Origin of the sequence: Streptomonospora nanhaiensis, assembly GCF_026642255.1 — a bacterium.
Lineage (GTDB): Bacteria > Actinomycetota > Actinomycetes > Streptosporangiales > Streptosporangiaceae > Nocardiopsis > Nocardiopsis tropica.
In genome coordinates this window covers 5,419,720-5,437,796 of sequence record NZ_CP113264.1, presented here as the reverse complement: position 1 = coordinate 5,437,796, position 18,077 = coordinate 5,419,720, and the positions used below count along the sequence as shown (strand labels likewise).

The following is an 18,077-nucleotide window of genomic DNA, read 5'->3' as shown; positions in this document are numbered from 1 at the left end:
AGGGAATCCAAAACGTAATAAAGCAGGTCACGTCGGGGTCTGTGGGGAGAGGTCGGGCAGCCCGGGTGGTCGGTGGCATCCGCGACAATGGGGGGGTGAGTCTCTACCGCGACGAGGGTGTCGTCCTGCGCAACCAGAAGCTGGGCGAGGCCGACCGCATCGTCACCCTCCTGACCCGGCGCACCGGCCTGGTCCGCGCCGTCGGCAAGGGGGTCCGTCGCACCAAGTCCCGCTTCGGCGCGCGCCTGGAGCCGTGCACCCACGTCGACCTGCAGCTCCACACCGGTCGCACGCTGGACGTCATCACCCAGGCCGAGACCCTCCGCTCCTACGGTGAGGCCGTCGTCTCCGACTACGCCCGCTACACCGCCGCCACCGCGATGCTGGAGACCGCGGAGAAGGTCGTCTCCGTGGAGAAGGACCCCGCGCTGCGCCAGTTCCTGCTGCTGATCGGCGCACTGCGTACCCTGGGGGAGGGCTCCCACGACTCCCGGCTGGTCCTGGACGCCTACCTGCTCCGGTCGCTCGCCGTCGCCGGGTACGCGCCGGCCCTGGACGGGTGCGCCCGCTGCGGCAGCCGGGGGGAGCACCGCGCCTTCGCGGTCCACGCCGGCGGTATGGTCTGCTCGGTGTGCCGCCCCCACGGTTCCGTGCACCCGTCCCCCGACACGTTCCGGCTGATGTCGGCCCTGCTCGGGGGGGACTGGGAGAGCGCGGACGCCAGCGAGGGCAGGCACCGCTCCGAGTGCAGCGGGTTGGTCGCGGCCTACCTACAGTGGCACCTGGAAAACGGAATCCGATCACTGCGCCATGTGGAGCGTTCTTGAGTCTGTTCAGCTTCGACACCGGTAAACGCCGGGAGTACGCCGCGCCCGTCCCGCACCCCAGCGGCGCGCGGCCCCCCGAGCTGCCCGCCGCCCTCGTGCCCAGGCACGTGGCCGTCGTCATGGACGGCAACGGCCGCTGGGCCAAGGAACGCGGACTGGCGCGCACCGAGGGGCACAAGGCGGGGGAGTCCTCCCTCTTCGACGTGATCGAGGGCGCCCTGGAGATGGGCGTCTCCCACCTCTCCGCCTACGCCTTCTCCACCGAGAACTGGAAGCGGTCGCCCGACGAGGTCCGCTTCCTCCTCGGCTTCAACCGCGACACCATCCGCAACCGCCGCGACGAGCTGCACGCGCGCGGGGTCCGCGTCAAGTGGGCCGGGCGCGCCGGGCGCCTGTGGAAGAGCGTCATCAAGGAACTCCGCGACGCGGAGGAGATGACCAAGGACAACACCGGCCTGACCCTGCAGTTCTGCGTGAACTACGGCGGCCAGGCGGAGATCGTCGACGCGGCCCGCGCGATGGCCCGCGAGGCGGCGGAGGGGCGGCTCTCCCCGGACAAGATCACCGAGGACACCCTCGCCAGGCACCTCTACGCCCCCGACGTGCCCCCCGTCGACCTGTTCGTGCGCTCCTCCGGGGAGCAGCGGCTGTCCAACTTCCTCCTCTGGCAGTCCGCCTACGCCGAGTTCGTGTTCCTGGACACGCTCTGGCCCGACTTCGACCGCCGCGACCTGTGGCGGGCATGTGAGATCTACGCGAGCAGGGACCGCCGCTACGGAGGCGCCCTGCCCAACGCCGTAGCTGGGGAGGAGAAGTGATGTCGGGTTCCGAAGAACCCCTGGTCAGGCAGGGCATGTCGCTGGTCTCGGTGGGGGACAGCTTCACCGAGGGCGTGGGCGACCCGTACCCGGGCGGGGAGGGGTTCCGCGGCTGGGCCGACCGGCTGGCCGAACACCTCGCCGACCACGTGGGGGAGATCGGGTACGCCAACCTCGCGGTGCGCGGCAAGCTGATGCGCCAGATCGTCACCGACCAGGTCCCGCCGGTCCTGGCGATGGCCCCCGACCTGGTGACGCTGAGCGCCGGCGGCAACGACCTGCTGCGCCCCGGCGGGGACCCCGAGCGGATGGCCCGCATCCTGGACCACACGGTGGGCCGCCTCCGTGCCGCGGGGAGCCAGGTCGTGCTGTTCACGGGGGTGAACGTCACCACCGGTTACATGCGCGGCACCATCGGCCTGTTCGCCCGCTACTACCTCCACGTGCGCGCGGTCGCCGACAAGCACGGCTGCTTCCTGGTGGACCAGTGGTCCATGGACGCGCTCACCGACTCCCGCGCCTGGGACGAGGACCGGTTGCACATGTCCCCGGAGGGGCACCGCCGCCTCGCGCTGCGCGCGGCCGAGGTCCTGGGCGTGCCGGTCGCCGACCGCTGGGACGAGCCGTGGCCCGAGCAGGGGCCGGTGCCCTGGAGGCAGGCCCGCCGGGACGACCTGACCTGGGTGAAGGACTCGCTCGGCCCGTGGATCGGGCGCCGCCTGACCGGACGCTCGTCCGGTGACACGGTCACGGCCAAGCGCCCGGAGCTGACCCCGGTCACGAAGGACCGCTGACCGGCCCGGCCCCTCCGCCGCACCGCTCACGGTGTGACGTGCCACCCAATACGTGCGCGAACGGCAACCTACTGTCGCGTAACCCGGGGGTGGGGATGGATCATCGTGCACTATGAGCGGTTTTGGGACGAAGGATCTGACGAGCGGGGACATCCTGTCCTACGTCGCCCTCGGTGACAGCTTCACCGAGGGCATGAGCGACCCCTACCCGGACAGCGACGCCGTGCCCAACGGCCGCTACCGGGGCTGGGCCGACCGGGTGGCCGAGCACCTCGCCGACCACGTCGCCGAGGTGCGCTACGCCAACCTCGCCGTGCGCGGCAAGATCATGCACCAGATCATCGACGAGCAGATCCCCCGCGCCGTCGAGCTGTCGCCCGACCTCATCACCCTGTGCGCGGGCGGCAACGACATCATCCGCCCCGGGGCGGACCCCGACGCCGTCGCCGTGGCCTTCGCGGGGGCGGTCGAGGAGCTGAGCCGGACCGGCGCGCGCATCGTCCTCTTCACCGGGTTCGACACCAACTGGCAGCCGGTGATGCGGCACATGCGCGGCAAGATCGCCACCTACAACATGCACCTGCGGGCCATCGCGGACCGCTACGGGTGCGACGTGGTGGACGTGTGGAGCATGCGGGTCCTCGACGACGCCAGGGCCTGGAACTGGGACCGCCTGCACCTGTCCTCGGAGGGCCACCGCCGCCTCGCCCTGCGCGTGTGCGAGGTCCTCGGCGTGCCGACCGGCACGGACTGGAACGAGCCGTGGCCGCCCGCCGCGCCGCGCGACTGGCGGACGGCCCGGCAGGAGGACCTGCACTGGGCGCGCGAGTTCCTGGTGCCGTGGATCCACCGGCGGCTCACCGGCCGTTCGTCAGGTGACAACGTGAGTGCCAAGCGCCCCGTCCTGGAGCCGCTGCGCGTCCACCGCGACTGAGCGGCGGCGCGGACGCCCGCACGGTCCGGCGGCGGGTCCCGGACCGCTCCGGGGCCCGCCGCCGGGAGGCCCCTGCGAGGAGGCCCGGTCCGCGGACGCCCGGGGCCCGGGCGGGGCCGGCGGTGCGGAGCCGGCTCAGGAGCAGCGGGCGCAGGTGCCGAAGACCTCGAGGGTGTGCGTCACACCGGTGAAGCCGTGCTTGGCGCCCATCTCGACCGCCCACCTCTCCACGGCCGGGCCCTCGATCTCCACGGCGGTCGAGCACACCCGGCAGACCAGGTGGTGGTGGTGGCTCTCGGTGTCGCACGCCCGGTAGACGGCTTCGCCGTCGTCGGTCCGCAGGACGTCGACCTGACCCGAGTCGCTCAGCGCCTGCAGAGCGCGGTAGACGGTGGTCAACCCGATCTTGGAACCGTCGGCGCGCAGGTCGGCGTACAGGTCCTGGGCGCTGCGAAAGCCTGTGGACTCGGTCAGCGCCTGGCGGACCGCGTCGCGTCGTGTACTCATGGTTTCACCCTCCCCCGATCAGTCTGGGGCATCGTACCGGCCGGAACCCCCGCTCCGGGCCCGTGGGCCCGCGGGGAACGCGCTCCGGAAGCGCGGCGCAGCACGCCGCCCGCCGCCACCGCCGCGCCGTAGACGGCGAGGGCCAGCAGGACGATCGTCGCACCGGGCGACAGATCTGCGTAGAACGACGTGGTCAGCCCGCCCAGCGAGGACAGGAGCCCGATCGCCACGGCCAGCAGCATGGTCACCCGGAAGCTCTTGGTCAGCTGCTGCGCGGCGGCGACCGGGACGATCATCAGGGCGCTCACCATGAGGACCCCCACCACCCGCATGGCGATCACCACCGTCAGCGCGGCGGTCACCGCCAGCAGCACGCTCAGGAAGCGCACGGGGAGCCCGTGGGCCCGCGCCACCTCCTCGTCCTGGCACAGCACGAACAGCTCGCGTCCGAACACCGCGACCACGCCGACCACCCCCGCGGCCAGGACTCCCACGACCCACAGGTCGGCCTCCTCCACGGTGCTGACCGAGCCGAACAGGTAGGAGACCAGGGTGGCGTTGCTCGCCCCCGGTGTGAGGCCGATGAGCAGCACCCCGCCCGCGATGCCGCCGTAGAACAGCAGGGCCAGGGCCACGTCGCCGCTGGTGCGGGTGCGCACGCGCACGATCTCGATGAGCACGGCGCCCGCGGTCGCCACCACGGCCGCGGTGAGCACCGGGGAGGTGCTGGTGAGCAGGCCCAGCGCCACGCCGGTCAGCGCGACGTGGCCGATGCCGTCGCCCAGCAGGGCGAGGCGGCGCTGGACGAGGTAGGTGCCGATGATCGGGGCGACGAGGCCGACCAGCACGGCGGCGACCAGGGCACGCCGCATGAACTCGTACTGGAGCAGTTCAGTCACGGCCGGGGACCTCGAGTCGGATCAGGTTGGCGGGGGCGGTCTCGGTGGCGGCCCTCGCCGGGTCGTTGGGGTCGGGGTGGGGGTGCTGGTGCTCGTGGCCGGGACGGGCGCACTCGCCGGTGGGCTCGGGGGCGCTGCCGTCGTGCGCGACGCGTCCCGACTCCAGGACCACGGCGCGCTCGATCACGTCCTCCAGGGGGCCCAGCTCGTGCAGGACCAGGACCACGGTGGCGCCGAGGTCCCGCAGGCGGGCGATGGTGCCGGCGAGCGCGCGCTGGTTCTCGGCGTCCACGCCGGCCATGGGCTCGTCCATGACGAAGGTGTCGGGCCGCCCGGCGAGGGCGCGGGCGATGAGGACGCGCTGCTGCTGGCCGCCGGAGAGCTCACGCACCGAGTCGCGGGCCCGGTCCGCCAGGCCGACGGTCTCCAGGGCCTCCTCGACGGCGGCGCGGTCGGCCCGCGTGGCGAACGAGAGGCGGCGGCGCGCGGCGACCTGCCCGGAGGCGACGATCTCGCGCACGGTGGCGGGGACGGCGCCCCCCGCGGTGAGCCGCTGGGGGACGTAGCCGATCCTGCGCCAGGAGCGGAAGCGCCGCAGCGGGACGCCGTGCACGAGGACCTGCCCCGACGTGAGCGGCACGATGCCCAGCATCGCGCGCATCAGCGTCGACTTGCCGGAGCCGTTGGGGCCCAGGACCGCCATCGTCTGGCCGACGGGTATGTCGATGCTCACGCCGTCGAGCACGGGAACGCCGTCGTAGGCGACATGCGCCCCGACGGTCCGGAAGGCGGGCGGTACGTCGCTTCCGACGTCCGTGAACTGGGCAGACACCTAGTCATTATGGCGAAAACGAAAATGATTGTCAAAATGTGACAGAGGTGCCGTGAGGACGGGCCCCGGTCAGAAACCCAGGGTCCTCGCCACCGCCAGCACCAGGACGACCCCCACCATGAGCACGCGCGGCACCTTCTGCTGACCCGTCAGGGAGGGCCAGGTCAAGAACGCCAGCCACACGAAGAACACCGCCACCAGCAGAAGGCAGACCGCGCCCACGAACCCCGGAGCCGCCAGCCCCGCGAGGAAGAGCGCTCCCAGCACCAGCGGCGCCAGCCAGCGGGGACGCTGGTGCAACCACACCAGCGGCACCGCGCTGCGCTCCTCCACCTCGCGCCGCAGGCGTCCCGCGCCGGGGGCGCCGCCCGCCCGCTCCCCGGGGCGGGGGAGGTCCCCGTCGCCGCGCCGCTTCTCGTCACCGTGCTCAGGAGGGGCCATGCTGTCCGTATCCGCTTCCGGGTCGTGCCGACGACAGGGGGTTCGTGCCGTTCGCCCGGGTCACCCGCCCCGCGCTGGTGGGCGCCGGGCCCCCGGGCCTGTGATACTTCTGTCTCTGACCCTAGTGCAGGGCCCCGGCGCGCCGCTGGGCTCCGGCGCGGCCCCCGCGGCCGCACGTCTCCCCCGACCCGTGCAGCGCGCCGCAGAGCGGGTCCAGGCACACTTTTGGTCGCGCATCCCCTACGTTCAGTAGTTATTCGTCGTCTGAGAAACGCGGCCCGCGCCGACGGTTCCCGCGCGTTGCCCACGGCAACGAACCCTCCGGAGGGTGTCAACTTCCGTGCCCGAACCCACTGTCATCGTGACGTTCGACGTCACCGAGCCACATCTGCAGAACTGCCTCGACTCCCTGAGCCGCCAACAGAGCGGTGACCGGGTCGGGGAGGCGGCTCCCGAGCCGCCCACGGACATCGAGGTCGTCCTCGTCCCGATCCGCGCCGGAAACGGCGACCGCCCCCGCACCGCCGACGCCGGGTCCACATCCCCGGGGCCGGACACCGACGGCGGCGACGAGGACGCCGCGGAGGACGCCGACCCCGACGTCCCGGCCGAGGACGGCGACCAGGGGGACGAAGCCGTCGAGTCCGTCAGCGAGGACGGGCTCGCCACGGCGGCCGCGTTCGCCGAGTCCCCGCCGCCCGGACTCAGGGCCGTACTCCTGGGCGGCGACCCGGCCCCCGACCGGCCGACCGCGCGCGCACGCGGGGCGGAGGCCGCCGGCGGCAGCCACCTGCTCTTCCTGGAGGGCTCCGACGCCCTCACCGGCTACGCGCTGTCCTACCTCGTGAAGAGCGCCGCCGACAGCCGTTCCGACCTGGTCGTCGGCAACGTGTACAAGTTCAACGAGCTCGGCGCCTCCCCCTCCAGGGCGCACAAGCGCTACTGCGGCAGGAACCGCCTGGCCGAGGACCCCCGGAACGTCCCCGGCCTGGCCGCGGACCCCACACTCGGCAACAAGCTCTGGCGCAAGGGGTTCTGGGAGTCCCTGCCCGACCACGGCCTCCACCCCGACGACGCCGACCTGGGCCTGCGCCGCGCCGCCCTCGCCGCCACCGCCGTCGACGTCCTCCCCGGCCCCGTCCTGCTGATGCGCGAGCGCGAGCACGCCCGGCTCCCGCTGGAGAAGGACGTCCTCGAACGCCGCATCCGCGCCATGGGCGAACTCGCCGCGGGCCTGGCCACCGCCGACCGCGAACTGTGGGACCGCACCCTCCTCAACGGCGAGCTCCACAGCCTGCTCCTCAGGCTGGACGACGCGGAGGACGACGCCCGCGAGACCGCGGTCGACCTGCTCAACGACTTCCTGGACCACGTCCCCGCGCAGCAGCTGCGAGGACTCGGCGTCCTCGCGCGCCTCCTGTACCACCTCGTGCGCAAGCGGCGCGTGGCCGACGTCCTGGAGGTGGCCACCTTCGCCAAGAGCGTCGAGATCAAGAAGGCCACCGTCGTCCGGCGCGGTCTCGGCTACTACATCAGGTACCCCTTCTTCGAGTCCGAGGACCCGGAGAAGGCCGTGCCCCGCGAGGTGTACCGGCTCGACGAGGACATCCGGGTCCGCCAGAAGACCGAGGAGGTCCGCTGGGAGGCCGGGCGCCTGCACATCAGCGGCAGGGTCGGCATCCGCCACCTCCGGGCCCGCAAGCGCTGGCAGCAGCACGTGGTCGCGTTCGCCGTCAACACCGCCACCCACCGCCGGGTGCGCATCCCGGTCCGCACCCGGCTCGCCGCCGAGTTCAAGCTCCCCGACGTCATCGACGCCGCCCGCCACGACTACGGCGGCTTCGACCTCGTCCTGGACCCGCGCCGGCTGCGGTCCGCCGGCGGCTGGGAGCCCGGGGACTGGAAGGTCGAGCTGGTCGTCCTCAACCGCGGCATCACCCGGCGCAAGTTCCTGTCCGGCCCCGTCTCCGGTCCGCCCGAGCGCCCCGGATACCAGCAGGTCGACGAGGACTTCTGGGTCCGCCCGTACTGGAACAAGGACCGGCAGCTGGTCGTGGGGGTCGAGCAGGCCCGCGCCCGCGTCACCTCCCACCGCTTCGACCCCCGTACCGGTGAACTGGAGCTGGAGGGCGAGCTGCTGTCCGCGCCCGCCGCCGAGGCCACGGAGCTGCGACTGACCCGCAGGCCGGGCACGGCGGCGCTCACCCACCCCGTCACCGTGCACGCCGGCCGCTTCAGCGCCCGGGTCCGCGCCGACGAGCTGTTCGACCGCAGCGTCAGCGAGTGCGGAGGCGTGATCCGCCAGGAGGAGTGGGACGTCCACCTGGTCACCCCCGACCGGCAGGCCGTCCCCCTGGTGATGTCCGACGACGTCGCCACCACCGCCTACGCGGCCGAGGACACCCTCCAGGAGCTGGTCGTCCGGCGCGGCGCCACCGGTTACCTGAGACTGCGCGCCGGGCACGCCCGGCCCACCGTGGACGGGGCCCGCTGGGAGGGGCGCGCACTCGTCCTGGAGGGCGAGTTCCCCGCCGGCACCGACCTGCGCCTGGTCGCCAAGGCGCGCGGGCGCGACGAGGAGCACGGGCTGCGGGTGGAGCGCTCCGGGAACCGGTTCGGGGCCAGGTTCTCCCCGGCGGACGTCCCCACCCTGTCCGGGGACCTGTCCCTGCCCGTGGGCACCTACCAGCTGTGGGGCCGGGTCCGGGGCGGCACGGCGGAGGGCTCCGAGGAGGGCCCCACGGACGTGGGGGTGGAGTTCTCCGACGCGCTCATCACGGGACTGCCGCTGGAGATGCAGACGAGCGAGCGCTCCTACAAGCTCTCCTACCAGGGGCGCGGGATCCCCGTCCTCCGGGTCGGCAGCGACCTGCGCCCCGCCGAGCGCGGCAGCTTCGCCCAGCGCGAGCTGAGGGAGACGTTCTACCCGGCCGAGCGGGAGAAGCCGGTCGACGAGGGCATCCTCTTCGACACCTACACCGGCCGCCAGTACTCCGACAGCCCCCAGAGCCTCTACGCGGAGCTCCGGGGCCGCGGGCGCTGGGCGGACTACCCGATGTCGTGGCTGGTGGCCGACGGGCAGGTCCGCCTCCCCGACGACCTGGCGCCCGTCCGCCACCGGGGCCGGGAGTACTACGAGGCGCTGGCCCGCACGCGGTACCTGGTCACCAACTCCCGCCAGCCGACCTGGTTCCACCGCCGTCCGGACCAGGTGGTCGTGCAGACCTGGCACGGCTCGATGCTCAAGCGGATCGGCTTCGACATCGAGAACATCCGGGGCAAGTCCCGCGACTACTTCGACAAGCTCGCCTGGGAGACCCGGCAGTGGGACTACCTGGTCTCGCCGAGCCCGTGGGCGACGCCGATCCTGCGCAGCGCCTTCCGCTTCGAGGGGGAGGTCCTGGAGACCGGGTACCCGCGCAACGACATCTTCTTCTCGCCCGACCGCGAGGCGATCGCGGAGCGCACCCGGCGGCGCCTCGGCCTCCCCGAGGGCAAGAAGGTGGTGCTGTACGCGCCGACCTGGCGTGACGACAAGTACTACACGCGCGGCAAGCACAAGCTCGACCTGCACCTGGACCTGCGCCGGATGTACGAGAAGCTCGGCGACGACCACGTGCTCCTGGTGCGGCGCCACCCCCGGGTGGTCGACAGCGTGCCGATCGTCGGCGAGGGCTTCGTCCACGACGTGTCCCTGTACCCGGAGATCATGGAGCTTTTCCTGGTCACCGACGTGCTCGTCACGGACTACTCGTCCATGATGTTCGACTTCGCGAACACCGGCCGTCCGATGCTGTTCTTCACGTACGACCTGGAGGGCTACCGGGACAACCTGCGCGGTTTCTACTTCGACTTCGAGGAGACCGCGCCGGGCCCGCTGCTGACCGGGTCCGACGACGTGATCGGGGCGCTCCTCGACATCGACGAGGTGGCGCGCCGGGCCGAGCCGTCCTACCGGTCGTTCGTCGACCGGTTCTGCCCGCTCGACGACGGGCACGCGGCGGCCCGGGTCGTGGACCGGGTCTTCGGCGAGGGCTGACCCGGGGAGGGGCCGCCCTCCGCCCGCGGGCGGAGGGCGGCAACCCGGGCACTCCCCGGGTGGGACACAATGGTGCCGTGATCGTCATCACCCGCTACTCCGTTCCCGAGGCCGACCTCGACGCCTTCCGCGCCGATGCCGCGGCCGCCGTCGAGGCGCTCTCCCGCCGCCCCGGTTTCCGGGGCCACCGCCTCGGCCGCGCCGCCGACGACCCCGGCCTGTGGACGGTGGTCACCGAGTGGGACGGCGCGGGCTTCTACCGCCGGGCGCTGTCCGACTTCGACGTCAAGGTCAACGCGGTCCCCCTGCTCTCCCGCGCCATCGACGAGCCGAGCGCGTACGAGATCGTCGCCGGAGGCGGCGCCCCCGCCTGAGAGGCGCGCCCCTGCCCGTGCACATACGGTGTGCGAGGGCTTGCCGGGTGCTCTAGCCTGGGTGGACGCGGGCGTCCGACGGTGCCACTCCCCGGTTTCGGCGCGCGTACCGCTTCCCACACGACGATGTATCGCGAACCGCGATCCACCGACTGCCAGCCGGATGGAGAGTCACCCATGGCCGCCAAGTCAGAGGCAATGGACGCACTGGTCAACCTCGCCAAGCGCCGAGGTCTGGTCTACCCCTCCAGTGAGATCTACGGAGGTCTGCGCGCGGCCTGGGACTACGGCCCCCTCGGCGTCGAGCTGAAGAACAACGTCAAGCGCCAGTGGTGGCGCTCGATGGTGCAGGAGCGGGAGGACATCGTCGGCCTGGACTCCAGCGTCATCCTGGCCCGCGAGGTCTGGGAGGCGTCCGGCCACGTGTCGACGTTCGTCGACCCGCTGACCGAGTGCCAGTCCTGCCACAAGCGCTTCCGTGCGGACCACCTCGTCGAGGCGTACGAGGAGAAGCACGGCCACGAGCCCGCCGACGGCCTCGCCGCCATCGCCTGCCCCAACTGCGGCGCCAAGTCCTCCTTCACCGAGCCGCGCATGTTCAACGGGCTCCTGCGCACCTACCTGGGCCCGGTGCAGGACGAGAAGGGCCTGGCGTACCTGCGCCCGGAGACCGCGCAGGGCATCTTCATCAACTACAAGAACGTCGAGCAGAGCGCACGCCGCAAGGTGCCCTTCGGCATCGGCCAGATCGGCAAGTCGTTCCGCAACGAGATCACGCCCGGCAACTTCATCTTCCGGACCCGCGAGTTCGAGCAGATGGAGATGGAGTTCTTCGTCAAGCCCGGCACCGACGCCGACTGGCACCAGTACTGGATCGACACCCGCTTCCAGTGGTACGTCGACCTGGGCATCGCCAAGGACAACCTCCGCCTGTTCGAGCACCCCGCGGAGAAGCTGTCCCACTACTCCACGCGCACCGTGGACGTGGAGTACCGCTTCAACTTCGTGGGCAGCGAGTGGGGCGAGCTGGAGGGCATCGCCAACCGGACCGACTTCGACCTGAAGACGCACGCGGAGTCGTCCGGCGTCGACCTGTCGTACTTCGACCAGGAGAGCAACGAGCGCTACATCCCCTACGTCATCGAGCCCGCGGCCGGTGTCGACCGGGCGGTGCTCACGTTCATGCTGGACGCGTACAACGTGGACGAGGCGCCCAACGCCAAGGGCAAGCTGGAGAAGCGCGCCGTCATGCGCCTGGACCCGCGCCTGTCCCCGGTGAAGGCCGCGGTCCTGCCGCTGTCGCGCAACGCCGACCTGTCGCCGAAGGCCCGCGACCTGGCCGCCGCGCTGCGCAAGCGCTGGAACGTGGAGTTCGACGACGCCGGTGCGATCGGCCGCCGCTACCGCCGCCAGGACGAGATCGGCACCCCGTTCTGCGTGACGGTGGACTTCGACACCCTGGAGGACGACGCGGTGACCGTGCGCGAGCGCGACACCATGTCCCAGGAGCGGGTCTCGCTCGACAGGGTGGAGACCTACCTGTTCGAGCGCCTGCCCGGCTGCTGACCGCCGCGCGCCCGTCCCGGACGCCGGGACGGGCCCGTGAGACGCGAGGCGTGCGGCGGGTCCTGAAGGAGGAGCCGAGCCGCGAGCGAGGTACGAGCGGCAGGCGGGGGCGACGACGAAGGGCCCGCCCCTGTGCGCGCCGAGCCCCGTTGCGAGCCCGCGAGCACGTGAGAGCACTGCGCCCGCTCCCCCCACGGGGGGAGCGGGCGCAGTGCTCCTACGAGCGGGGGAGTGCGGTGAGACGGCCGGACCCGGGGGGATGTGGTCTCCGGCCGTCTCGTCGGTTCCTCCGGCCGCACACGGCCGGGGGAACCGGTTCTCAACGTAGCGCCAGGCCGCCGGAGATAAAGGCGCATTTCATCCTGCTTGTCCTACCGCGTGAGCGAATCGTGACGTGGATATGGTCCGACCGACGCTCCCACGGGCCGAGGAGGCCGGAACCCCCTCCACCGGTCCGGACCGCTGCGGCGGTCCTGTCGCCCCCGGGGCCGGGCCTCAGGTCGTGTAGACGACGAAGGACACCGCGATGTAGTGGCAGACGAACGCCGCGATGGTCAGCGAGTGGAAGATCTCGTGGAAGCCGAACCAGCGCGGCGCCGGGTTGGGCCGCTTGAGCCCGTAGACGACCGCGCCGACGCTGTACAGGACCCCGCCGACGAGGATGAGGATCCACGTCGCCGGATGGGTCCCGTGGACCAGGTCGGGGATGAACAGCACCGCCACCCAGCCGATGGCCAGGTACAGGGCCGTGGACAGCCAGCGCGGGGCGTTGAGCCACAGGAGTTTGAAGCCGACCCCGGCGATGGCCCCGCCCCAGACCAGCGCCAGCATCGCCGTGCGCAGGGTGCCGTCGAGGACGAGCACGATGAACGGCGTGTACGTGCCCGCGATGATCAGGTAGATGTTCGAGTGGTCCAGGCGCCGCAGCACCTTCTGTGCGCGGGGCGACCACCGGCCCACGTGGTAGACGGCCGAGGTGCTGAACAGCAGCACCGAGCTGAGCGCGTACACGGCGCTGGCGAGCAGGGCCGGCACGGTGGGGGAGAGCGCGACCAGGACGATGCCCGCGGCGAGGGCGAGCGGCGCCGTCCCCAGGTGGAGCCAGCCCCGGAGTCTGGGCTTGACCGCCTCCAGGAAGTCTCCGGCCGCGCTGACGGCCCTCTCCGGCATGGACGCGTCGCCCTGGGGCTCCCCGCCGCCCTTCGCGGCTCCGGTGCCGTGTCCGCCGGGCCCGTCGTCCCCGGCCCCCGCGCCGCCCCTGCCGTTGCTCCGCGTCCGTTCCTCCGACACGTTGTTCCCCTCCGTCCCGCGGTCCGCGCCGCTGCGGGCCTCTTGCCCAGCCTAACTTACGGAGGCGTAGGTTACTTGCCGGTAAGCCTGTGTCGCGTGGCACAGCGGCCTCCGGTGGAAGGTGTGGCGCGGGATTGGTCGGGTGTGCCCCCGGGGCGGCAGGGGCGGGAGGGGAGCGCCTCGCCGTGCGAGCGCGGGGCTGTGACCAGGGGGTCCGTGGCTGTCGGGGTGTGCGTTCCCTGGTCGGGGGGTCGGGGTCGGCATTCCTGGGCTGAACCATTGGTATAGACCTCTCTAATGTCCTTGACCTGCTGGAATGCTGTCAAATGGTGGTTCATGAAGGGGTGATGATGCGCAGTGTGGATAGAGTCGCGCCCATCCGGGCACAGGCGCCGATCCACCGCGGAGCCGTCGAGAATCGAGGGAGACCCCCGTGGCCAAGTACGTCTACACGTTCACCGAGGGCAACAAGGACCTGAAGGATCTCCTCGGCGGCAAGGGGGCCAACCTCGCCGAGATGACCAACCTCGGACTCCCCGTGCCCCCCGGGTTCACGATCACCACGGAGGCGTGCCGCCACTACCTCTCGCGCGGCAGCGTCCCCGAGGGCCTGGACGCCGAGGTCGAGGCCAACCTCGCCGAGCTGGAGAGGACGATGGGGCGCCGCCTCGGCCAGGCCGACGACCCGCTCCTGGTGAGCGTGCGCTCGGGCGCGAGGTTCTCCATGCCCGGCATGATGGAGACGGTCCTCAACATCGGCCTCAACGACGAGTCCGTCGTCGGCCTCGCCGCCCGGAGCGGGGACGAGCGTTTCGCGTGGGACTCCTACCGCCGCCTCGTCCAGATGTTCGGCAGGACCGTTCAGGACATCGAGGGCGACCTCTTCGAGGAGGCCGTCGAGGAGGTCAAGGCCGCCAAGGGCACCACCGACGACCTGGACCTCGACGCCGCCGACTTCCGCGAGCTCGTCGGGCGCTTCCAGGACATCGTCCTGGAGCGGACCGGGCGGCCGTTCCCCTCCGACCCCCGGGAGCAGATGGCCCTCGCCGTCAAGGCGGTCTTCGACTCCTGGAACGCCCCCCGGGCGGCCCTCTACCGCCGGCAGGAGCGCATCCCCGCCGACCTCGGCACCGCCGTCAACGTCTGCGCCATGGTCTTCGGCAACCTCGGCATGGACTCGGGTACCGGCGTCGCGTTCACCCGCGACCCCGCCTCCGGCCAGCCGGGCGTCTACGGCGACTACCTCCAGAACGCCCAGGGGGAGGACGTGGTGGCCGGCATCCGCAACACCGTGCCCCTCGCCGACCTGGAGAAGATCGACGTCCGGAGCCACGCGGAGCTGATGGGCATCATGGACACCCTGGAGAACCACTACCGAGACCTGTGCGACATCGAGTTCACGATCGAGCGCGGCAAGCTCTGGATGCTCCAGACCCGGGTGGGCAAGCGCACCGCCGCGGCCGCCTTCCGCATCGCCGACCAGCTCGTCGACCAGGGCATGATCACCCTGGACGAGGCCGTCCAGCGCGTCACCGGCGACCAGCTCGCCCAGCTGATGTTCCCCCGCTTCGACGAGGCGGCCGTGGCCGGGGCCGGCGTCCGCCGCATCGGCCACGGCATGAACGCCTCTCCCGGCGCCGCCGTGGGCAAGGCGGTCTTCGACTCCTACACCGCCGTCAAGTGGTCGCGCAGCGGTGAGAAGGTCATCCTCTGCCGCAGGGAGACCAACCCCGACGACCTGGAGGGCATGATCGCCGCCGAGGGCATCCTCACCAGCCGCGGCGGCAAGACCTCCCACGCGGCCGTCGTCGCCCGGGGCATGGGCAAGACCTGTGTCTGCGGCGCCGAGGAGATCGACGTGGACACCAAGAACCGGCGGCTGACCGCCCCCGGCGGCGAGGTGGTCGAGGAGGGCGACGTCATCTCCATCGACGGCACCAGCGGCGAGGTGTACCTCGGCGAGGTGCCCGTCGTGGACTCGCCCGTCGTGCGCTACTTCGAGGGCGAGATCGACCCGGCCTCCGACCAGGCCGACGACCTCGTGCGCTCCGTCGACCGGCTCATGCACTACGTCGACGCGGCCCGCCGCATGCGGGTGCGCGCCAACGCCGACACCGCCGAGGACGCCGCCCGCGCGCGCCGCATGGGCGCCCAGGGCATCGGCCTGTGCCGCACCGAGCACATGTTCCTCGGCGACCGCCGCCAGCTGGTGGAGCGGCTCATCCTCGCCGACACCGAGGACGAGCAGCGCGACGCGCTCGCGGAGCTGCTGCCCCTCCAGCGCGAGGACTTCGCCGGGATCCTGGAGGCCATGGACGGGCTGCCCGTGACGGTCCGCCTGCTGGACCCGCCGCTGCACGAGTTCCTCCCGGACATCACCGAGCTGTCGGTGCGCGTGGCCGTCGCCGAGGCACGCGGGGAGAGCCACGAGAACGACCTGCGGGTGCTCCAGGCGGTGCACAGGCTGCACGAGCAGAACCCGATGCTGGGCCTGCGCGGCGTGCGCCTCGGCCTGGTCGTCCCCGGGCTGTTCTCCATGCAGGTGCGTGCCATCGCCCAGGCCGCCGTCGACCGGATGGCCGCGGGGGGCCGCCCCCGGCCCGAGATCATGATTCCGCTGGTCGGCACCGTGCAGGAGCTGGAGATCATCCGCGAGGACGCGCTGAGGGTGCTGCGGGAGGTGGAGCGGGAGCACGGGGTCGAGCTCGACTTCCCGGTCGGCACGATGATCGAGCTGCCGCGCGCGGCGCTGACCGCCGGTGAGATCGCGGAGAACGCCGAGTTCTTCTCCTTCGGGACCAACGACCTCACCCAGACCGTGTGGGGCTTCTCCCGCGACGACGTCGAGGCCTCGTTCTTCTCCGCCTACCTGGAGAAGGGCGTGTTCGGGGTCTCGCCGTTCGAGTCCCTGGACGTGGACGGCGTCGGCCGCCTGATCCGCATCGCGGTGGAGGAGGGCCGCGCGGCGCGGCCCGGCATCAAGCTCGGCGTGTGCGGCGAGCACGGCGGGGACCCCGCCTCGGTGCACTTCTTCCACCGTGTGGGCCTGGACTACGTCTCCTGCTCCCCGTTCCGGGTCCCCGTCGCCCGCCTGGAGGCGGGCCGCGCGGCCGGGCGCACCGCGGGCTGAGGCCCCGGGCCGGACGCGGTTCCGCGGGGGTAGGGCACCCCCTCCCCCCCCCGCGGGGGCCGGGAAGCGGCCGGCGCCGCGCCCTGGCCGGAAGGGTTCCCCGGCGACGACCCGGCGTCGGCAGGACGACCGTCCGGCGCCGACTCGGGAACCGACCGGGGACCACCCTCCCCGGAGGGCCGCCGGCCGCAGAGAACGCCCTAGACTCGACCCTGCCGACGGTGGGGTCCCGAGACGCCCGCTGTGACCTCTTCGTGATGTATTCTGGCCGCCGGTAAGGCCGCCGCTCCCGGCCTCCCCCCACACGCGGAGGCGGGACGCGCCGACACCACCCCCGCTCCCGCTCGCCCGACCCCGTGCCGCCGCGAACCACCGGCCGGTACGGGCCGTCCCAGCGGGTAGCAGGATCCCTGTTCAGAGAAGTTGTGCGGAGGTGAGCCGGTGCGAACGGCGAACGACGGCCGCGGCGACGAGCCGTGGGAGGAGCCGGTCACGGCCCCCTCCTCAGACGACGAGTCGACCAGGGTCTTCTCCCGTGACGACTTCACCGCTGTCCCCGCCCCTCCGGCGGAGGCGGCCGGGGACGGCGTCGGAGGTGCGGACGGCGAGGCCACCCGCGAGTTCACCAGGGCGGGGCCCGCCGCGTCCGGCGACCCCGCCACCCGCGAGTTCGCCCGCCCCGGGCCCTCCGACCCCGGGGGCGCGCCCGACGACGGGGGCACCCGTGCGTTCGACCGGCCCGACCCCGCCTCCGACGACCTCCACGGCGCCCCGGCGGAGGACGCTCCCGCCGGGGCGGCCTTCACCCGGCGCTTCGTCAGGGACCGGCCGCGGCCCCGGGGCCCCGGCCGGAGCGCCCCCGCCGCCGAACCGTCCGTCGAAGGGCCCGACGGGCCCTTCGACGAGGAGCCCCCTCTCCCTCCCCGGGGCGGACGCCCCGCGCGCCCCGCTGCCCGGCCGCGCCGCCGCAAGCGGCGTCCCGTCCGCCTGCGCTGGATCGTCACGCTCCTGCTGCTCGTGGCGCTGGCCATCCCGCCGGGCACCTGGGGCTGGGTCTGGCACACGGCCCGCCAGGACGACCGCGTCGCCTCCGACGCCATCGTCGTCCTCGGGGCCAGCCAGTACAACGGCGTCCCCTCGCCCGTGTTCGAGGCCCGGCTGAGGCACGCCCAGGTCCTCTACCTGGAGGGCGTCGCCCCCGTCATCGTCACCGTCGGGGGCAAGCAGCCGGGCGACAACTTCACCGAGGCGGCCGCGGGCAAGAACTGGCTGGTCGAGGTCGGCATCCCCGCCGACCAGATCATCGCCGTGGAGGAGGGCAGGGACACCCTCCAGAGCATCGGCGCCGTCTCCCTGGTGTTCGAGGACCGTGCCTGGGAGACGGCGGTCCTGGTCTCCGACCCCTGGCACAGCCTGCGCTCCAAGCGGATGGCCGCCGACTTCGGGATCGAGGCGGGCACGTCGCCCTCGCGCTCCGGGCCGGCCGTCATCGAGCGGCGCACCCAGCTCTGGTACATCACCAGGGAAACCGCCTCGCTCTGGTACTACTGGATCTTCAACGACAGCAGCGACATCCGCGTCAACGCTGCCTGACCAGCGCGGAAGGCGTGTTTGGTCCCTGCTGGG

Annotated in this window: 14 protein-coding genes; 9 read left to right on the top strand and 5 right to left on the bottom strand. The window is 72.4% G+C overall.

Annotation, left to right across the window (positions count from 1 at the left end):
- Positions 1 to 95: 95 nt before the first annotated feature.
- The 4 genes from recO (at position 96) to OUQ99_RS23510 (ending at position 3,373) form a co-directional block, all read left to right on the top strand.
- Entirely contained in the window at positions 96 to 827 is a 732-nt protein-coding gene (gene recO, locus OUQ99_RS23525; RefSeq protein WP_267945960.1) for a DNA repair protein RecO, read from the top strand.
- On the top strand, positions 824 to 1,645 hold the full coding sequence (locus OUQ99_RS23520) for an isoprenyl transferase (RefSeq protein WP_267945959.1): 822 nt from the start codon (positions 824 to 826) through the stop codon (positions 1,643 to 1,645). Before recO ends, OUQ99_RS23520 begins: the two co-directional genes overlap by 4 nt.
- Positions 1,645 to 2,439, top strand: coding sequence for an SGNH/GDSL hydrolase family protein (locus tag OUQ99_RS23515; RefSeq protein ID WP_267945958.1), 795 nt, complete (start codon positions 1,645 to 1,647; stop codon positions 2,437 to 2,439). The genes OUQ99_RS23520 and OUQ99_RS23515 overlap by 1 nt, the downstream gene beginning before the upstream one ends.
- Before the next feature lie 112 nt (positions 2,440 to 2,551).
- Positions 2,552 to 3,373, top strand: coding sequence for an SGNH/GDSL hydrolase family protein (locus tag OUQ99_RS23510; RefSeq protein ID WP_267945957.1), 822 nt, complete (start codon positions 2,552 to 2,554; stop codon positions 3,371 to 3,373).
- Positions 3,374 to 3,508: 135 nt separating this feature from the next.
- Here OUQ99_RS23510 and OUQ99_RS23505 read toward each other — a convergent pair whose 3' ends face one another.
- The 4 genes from OUQ99_RS23505 to OUQ99_RS23490 all read right to left on the bottom strand — a co-directional run bounded on the left by OUQ99_RS23505 (position 3,509) and on the right by OUQ99_RS23490 (position 6,052).
- Positions 3,509 to 3,880, bottom strand: a complete 372-nt coding sequence (locus OUQ99_RS23505; protein ID WP_267945956.1) for a Fur family transcriptional regulator — start codon at positions 3,878 to 3,880, stop codon at positions 3,509 to 3,511.
- Positions 3,877 to 4,779: a metal ABC transporter permease gene (locus tag OUQ99_RS23500; protein WP_267945955.1), complete on the bottom strand. Its 903-nt coding sequence runs from the start codon at positions 4,777 to 4,779 to the stop codon at positions 3,877 to 3,879. Before OUQ99_RS23500 ends, OUQ99_RS23505 begins: the two co-directional genes overlap by 4 nt.
- Positions 4,772 to 5,611: a metal ABC transporter ATP-binding protein gene (locus OUQ99_RS23495; protein ID WP_267945954.1), complete on the bottom strand. Its 840-nt coding sequence runs from the start codon at positions 5,609 to 5,611 to the stop codon at positions 4,772 to 4,774. The genes OUQ99_RS23500 and OUQ99_RS23495 overlap by 8 nt, the downstream gene beginning before the upstream one ends.
- A 69-nt stretch (positions 5,612 to 5,680) precedes the next feature.
- Complete coding sequence (locus OUQ99_RS23490) at positions 5,681 to 6,052, bottom strand: DUF6703 family protein (protein ID WP_267945953.1); 372 nt, start codon at positions 6,050 to 6,052, stop codon at positions 5,681 to 5,683.
- A gap of 340 nt (positions 6,053 to 6,392) precedes the next feature.
- On the opposite strand from OUQ99_RS23490, the gene OUQ99_RS23485 reads away from it, so the two are divergent.
- The 3 genes from OUQ99_RS23485 (at position 6,393) to OUQ99_RS23475 (ending at position 12,031) form a co-directional block, all read left to right on the top strand.
- The gene (locus tag OUQ99_RS23485; protein ID WP_267945952.1) at positions 6,393 to 10,091 is read left to right on the top strand and encodes a CDP-glycerol glycerophosphotransferase family protein; all 3,699 of its coding nucleotides are present in this window, start codon (positions 6,393 to 6,395) and stop codon (positions 10,089 to 10,091) included.
- 77 nt (positions 10,092 to 10,168) lie between these two features.
- Positions 10,169 to 10,465 (top strand): antibiotic biosynthesis monooxygenase family protein, encoded by a 297-nt coding sequence (locus tag OUQ99_RS23480; RefSeq protein WP_267945951.1) that lies wholly within the window; start codon positions 10,169 to 10,171, stop codon positions 10,463 to 10,465.
- 177 nt (positions 10,466 to 10,642) lie between these two features.
- Entirely contained in the window at positions 10,643 to 12,031 is a 1,389-nt protein-coding gene (locus OUQ99_RS23475) for a glycine--tRNA ligase (RefSeq protein ID WP_267945950.1), read from the top strand.
- 495 nt (positions 12,032 to 12,526) lie between these two features.
- On the opposite strand, the gene trhA is transcribed toward OUQ99_RS23475, so the two are convergent.
- On the bottom strand, positions 12,527 to 13,201 hold the full coding sequence (gene trhA, locus OUQ99_RS23470; RefSeq protein WP_267950472.1) for a PAQR family membrane homeostasis protein TrhA: 675 nt from the start codon (positions 13,199 to 13,201) through the stop codon (positions 12,527 to 12,529).
- Positions 13,202 to 13,754: 553 nt separating this feature from the next.
- Between trhA and ppdK the strand changes: the two genes are divergently transcribed.
- Both ppdK and OUQ99_RS23460 read left to right on the top strand, forming a co-directional pair.
- On the top strand, positions 13,755 to 16,451 hold the full coding sequence (ppdK, locus tag OUQ99_RS23465) for a pyruvate, phosphate dikinase (protein WP_267945949.1): 2,697 nt from the start codon (positions 13,755 to 13,757) through the stop codon (positions 16,449 to 16,451).
- Between the two features lie 441 nt (positions 16,452 to 16,892).
- A complete protein-coding gene (locus tag OUQ99_RS23460; RefSeq protein WP_267945948.1) occupies positions 16,893 to 18,044 on the top strand; it encodes a YdcF family protein in 1,152 nt (383 codons plus the stop codon).
- The last annotated feature ends 33 nt before the right edge of the window (positions 18,045 to 18,077 follow it).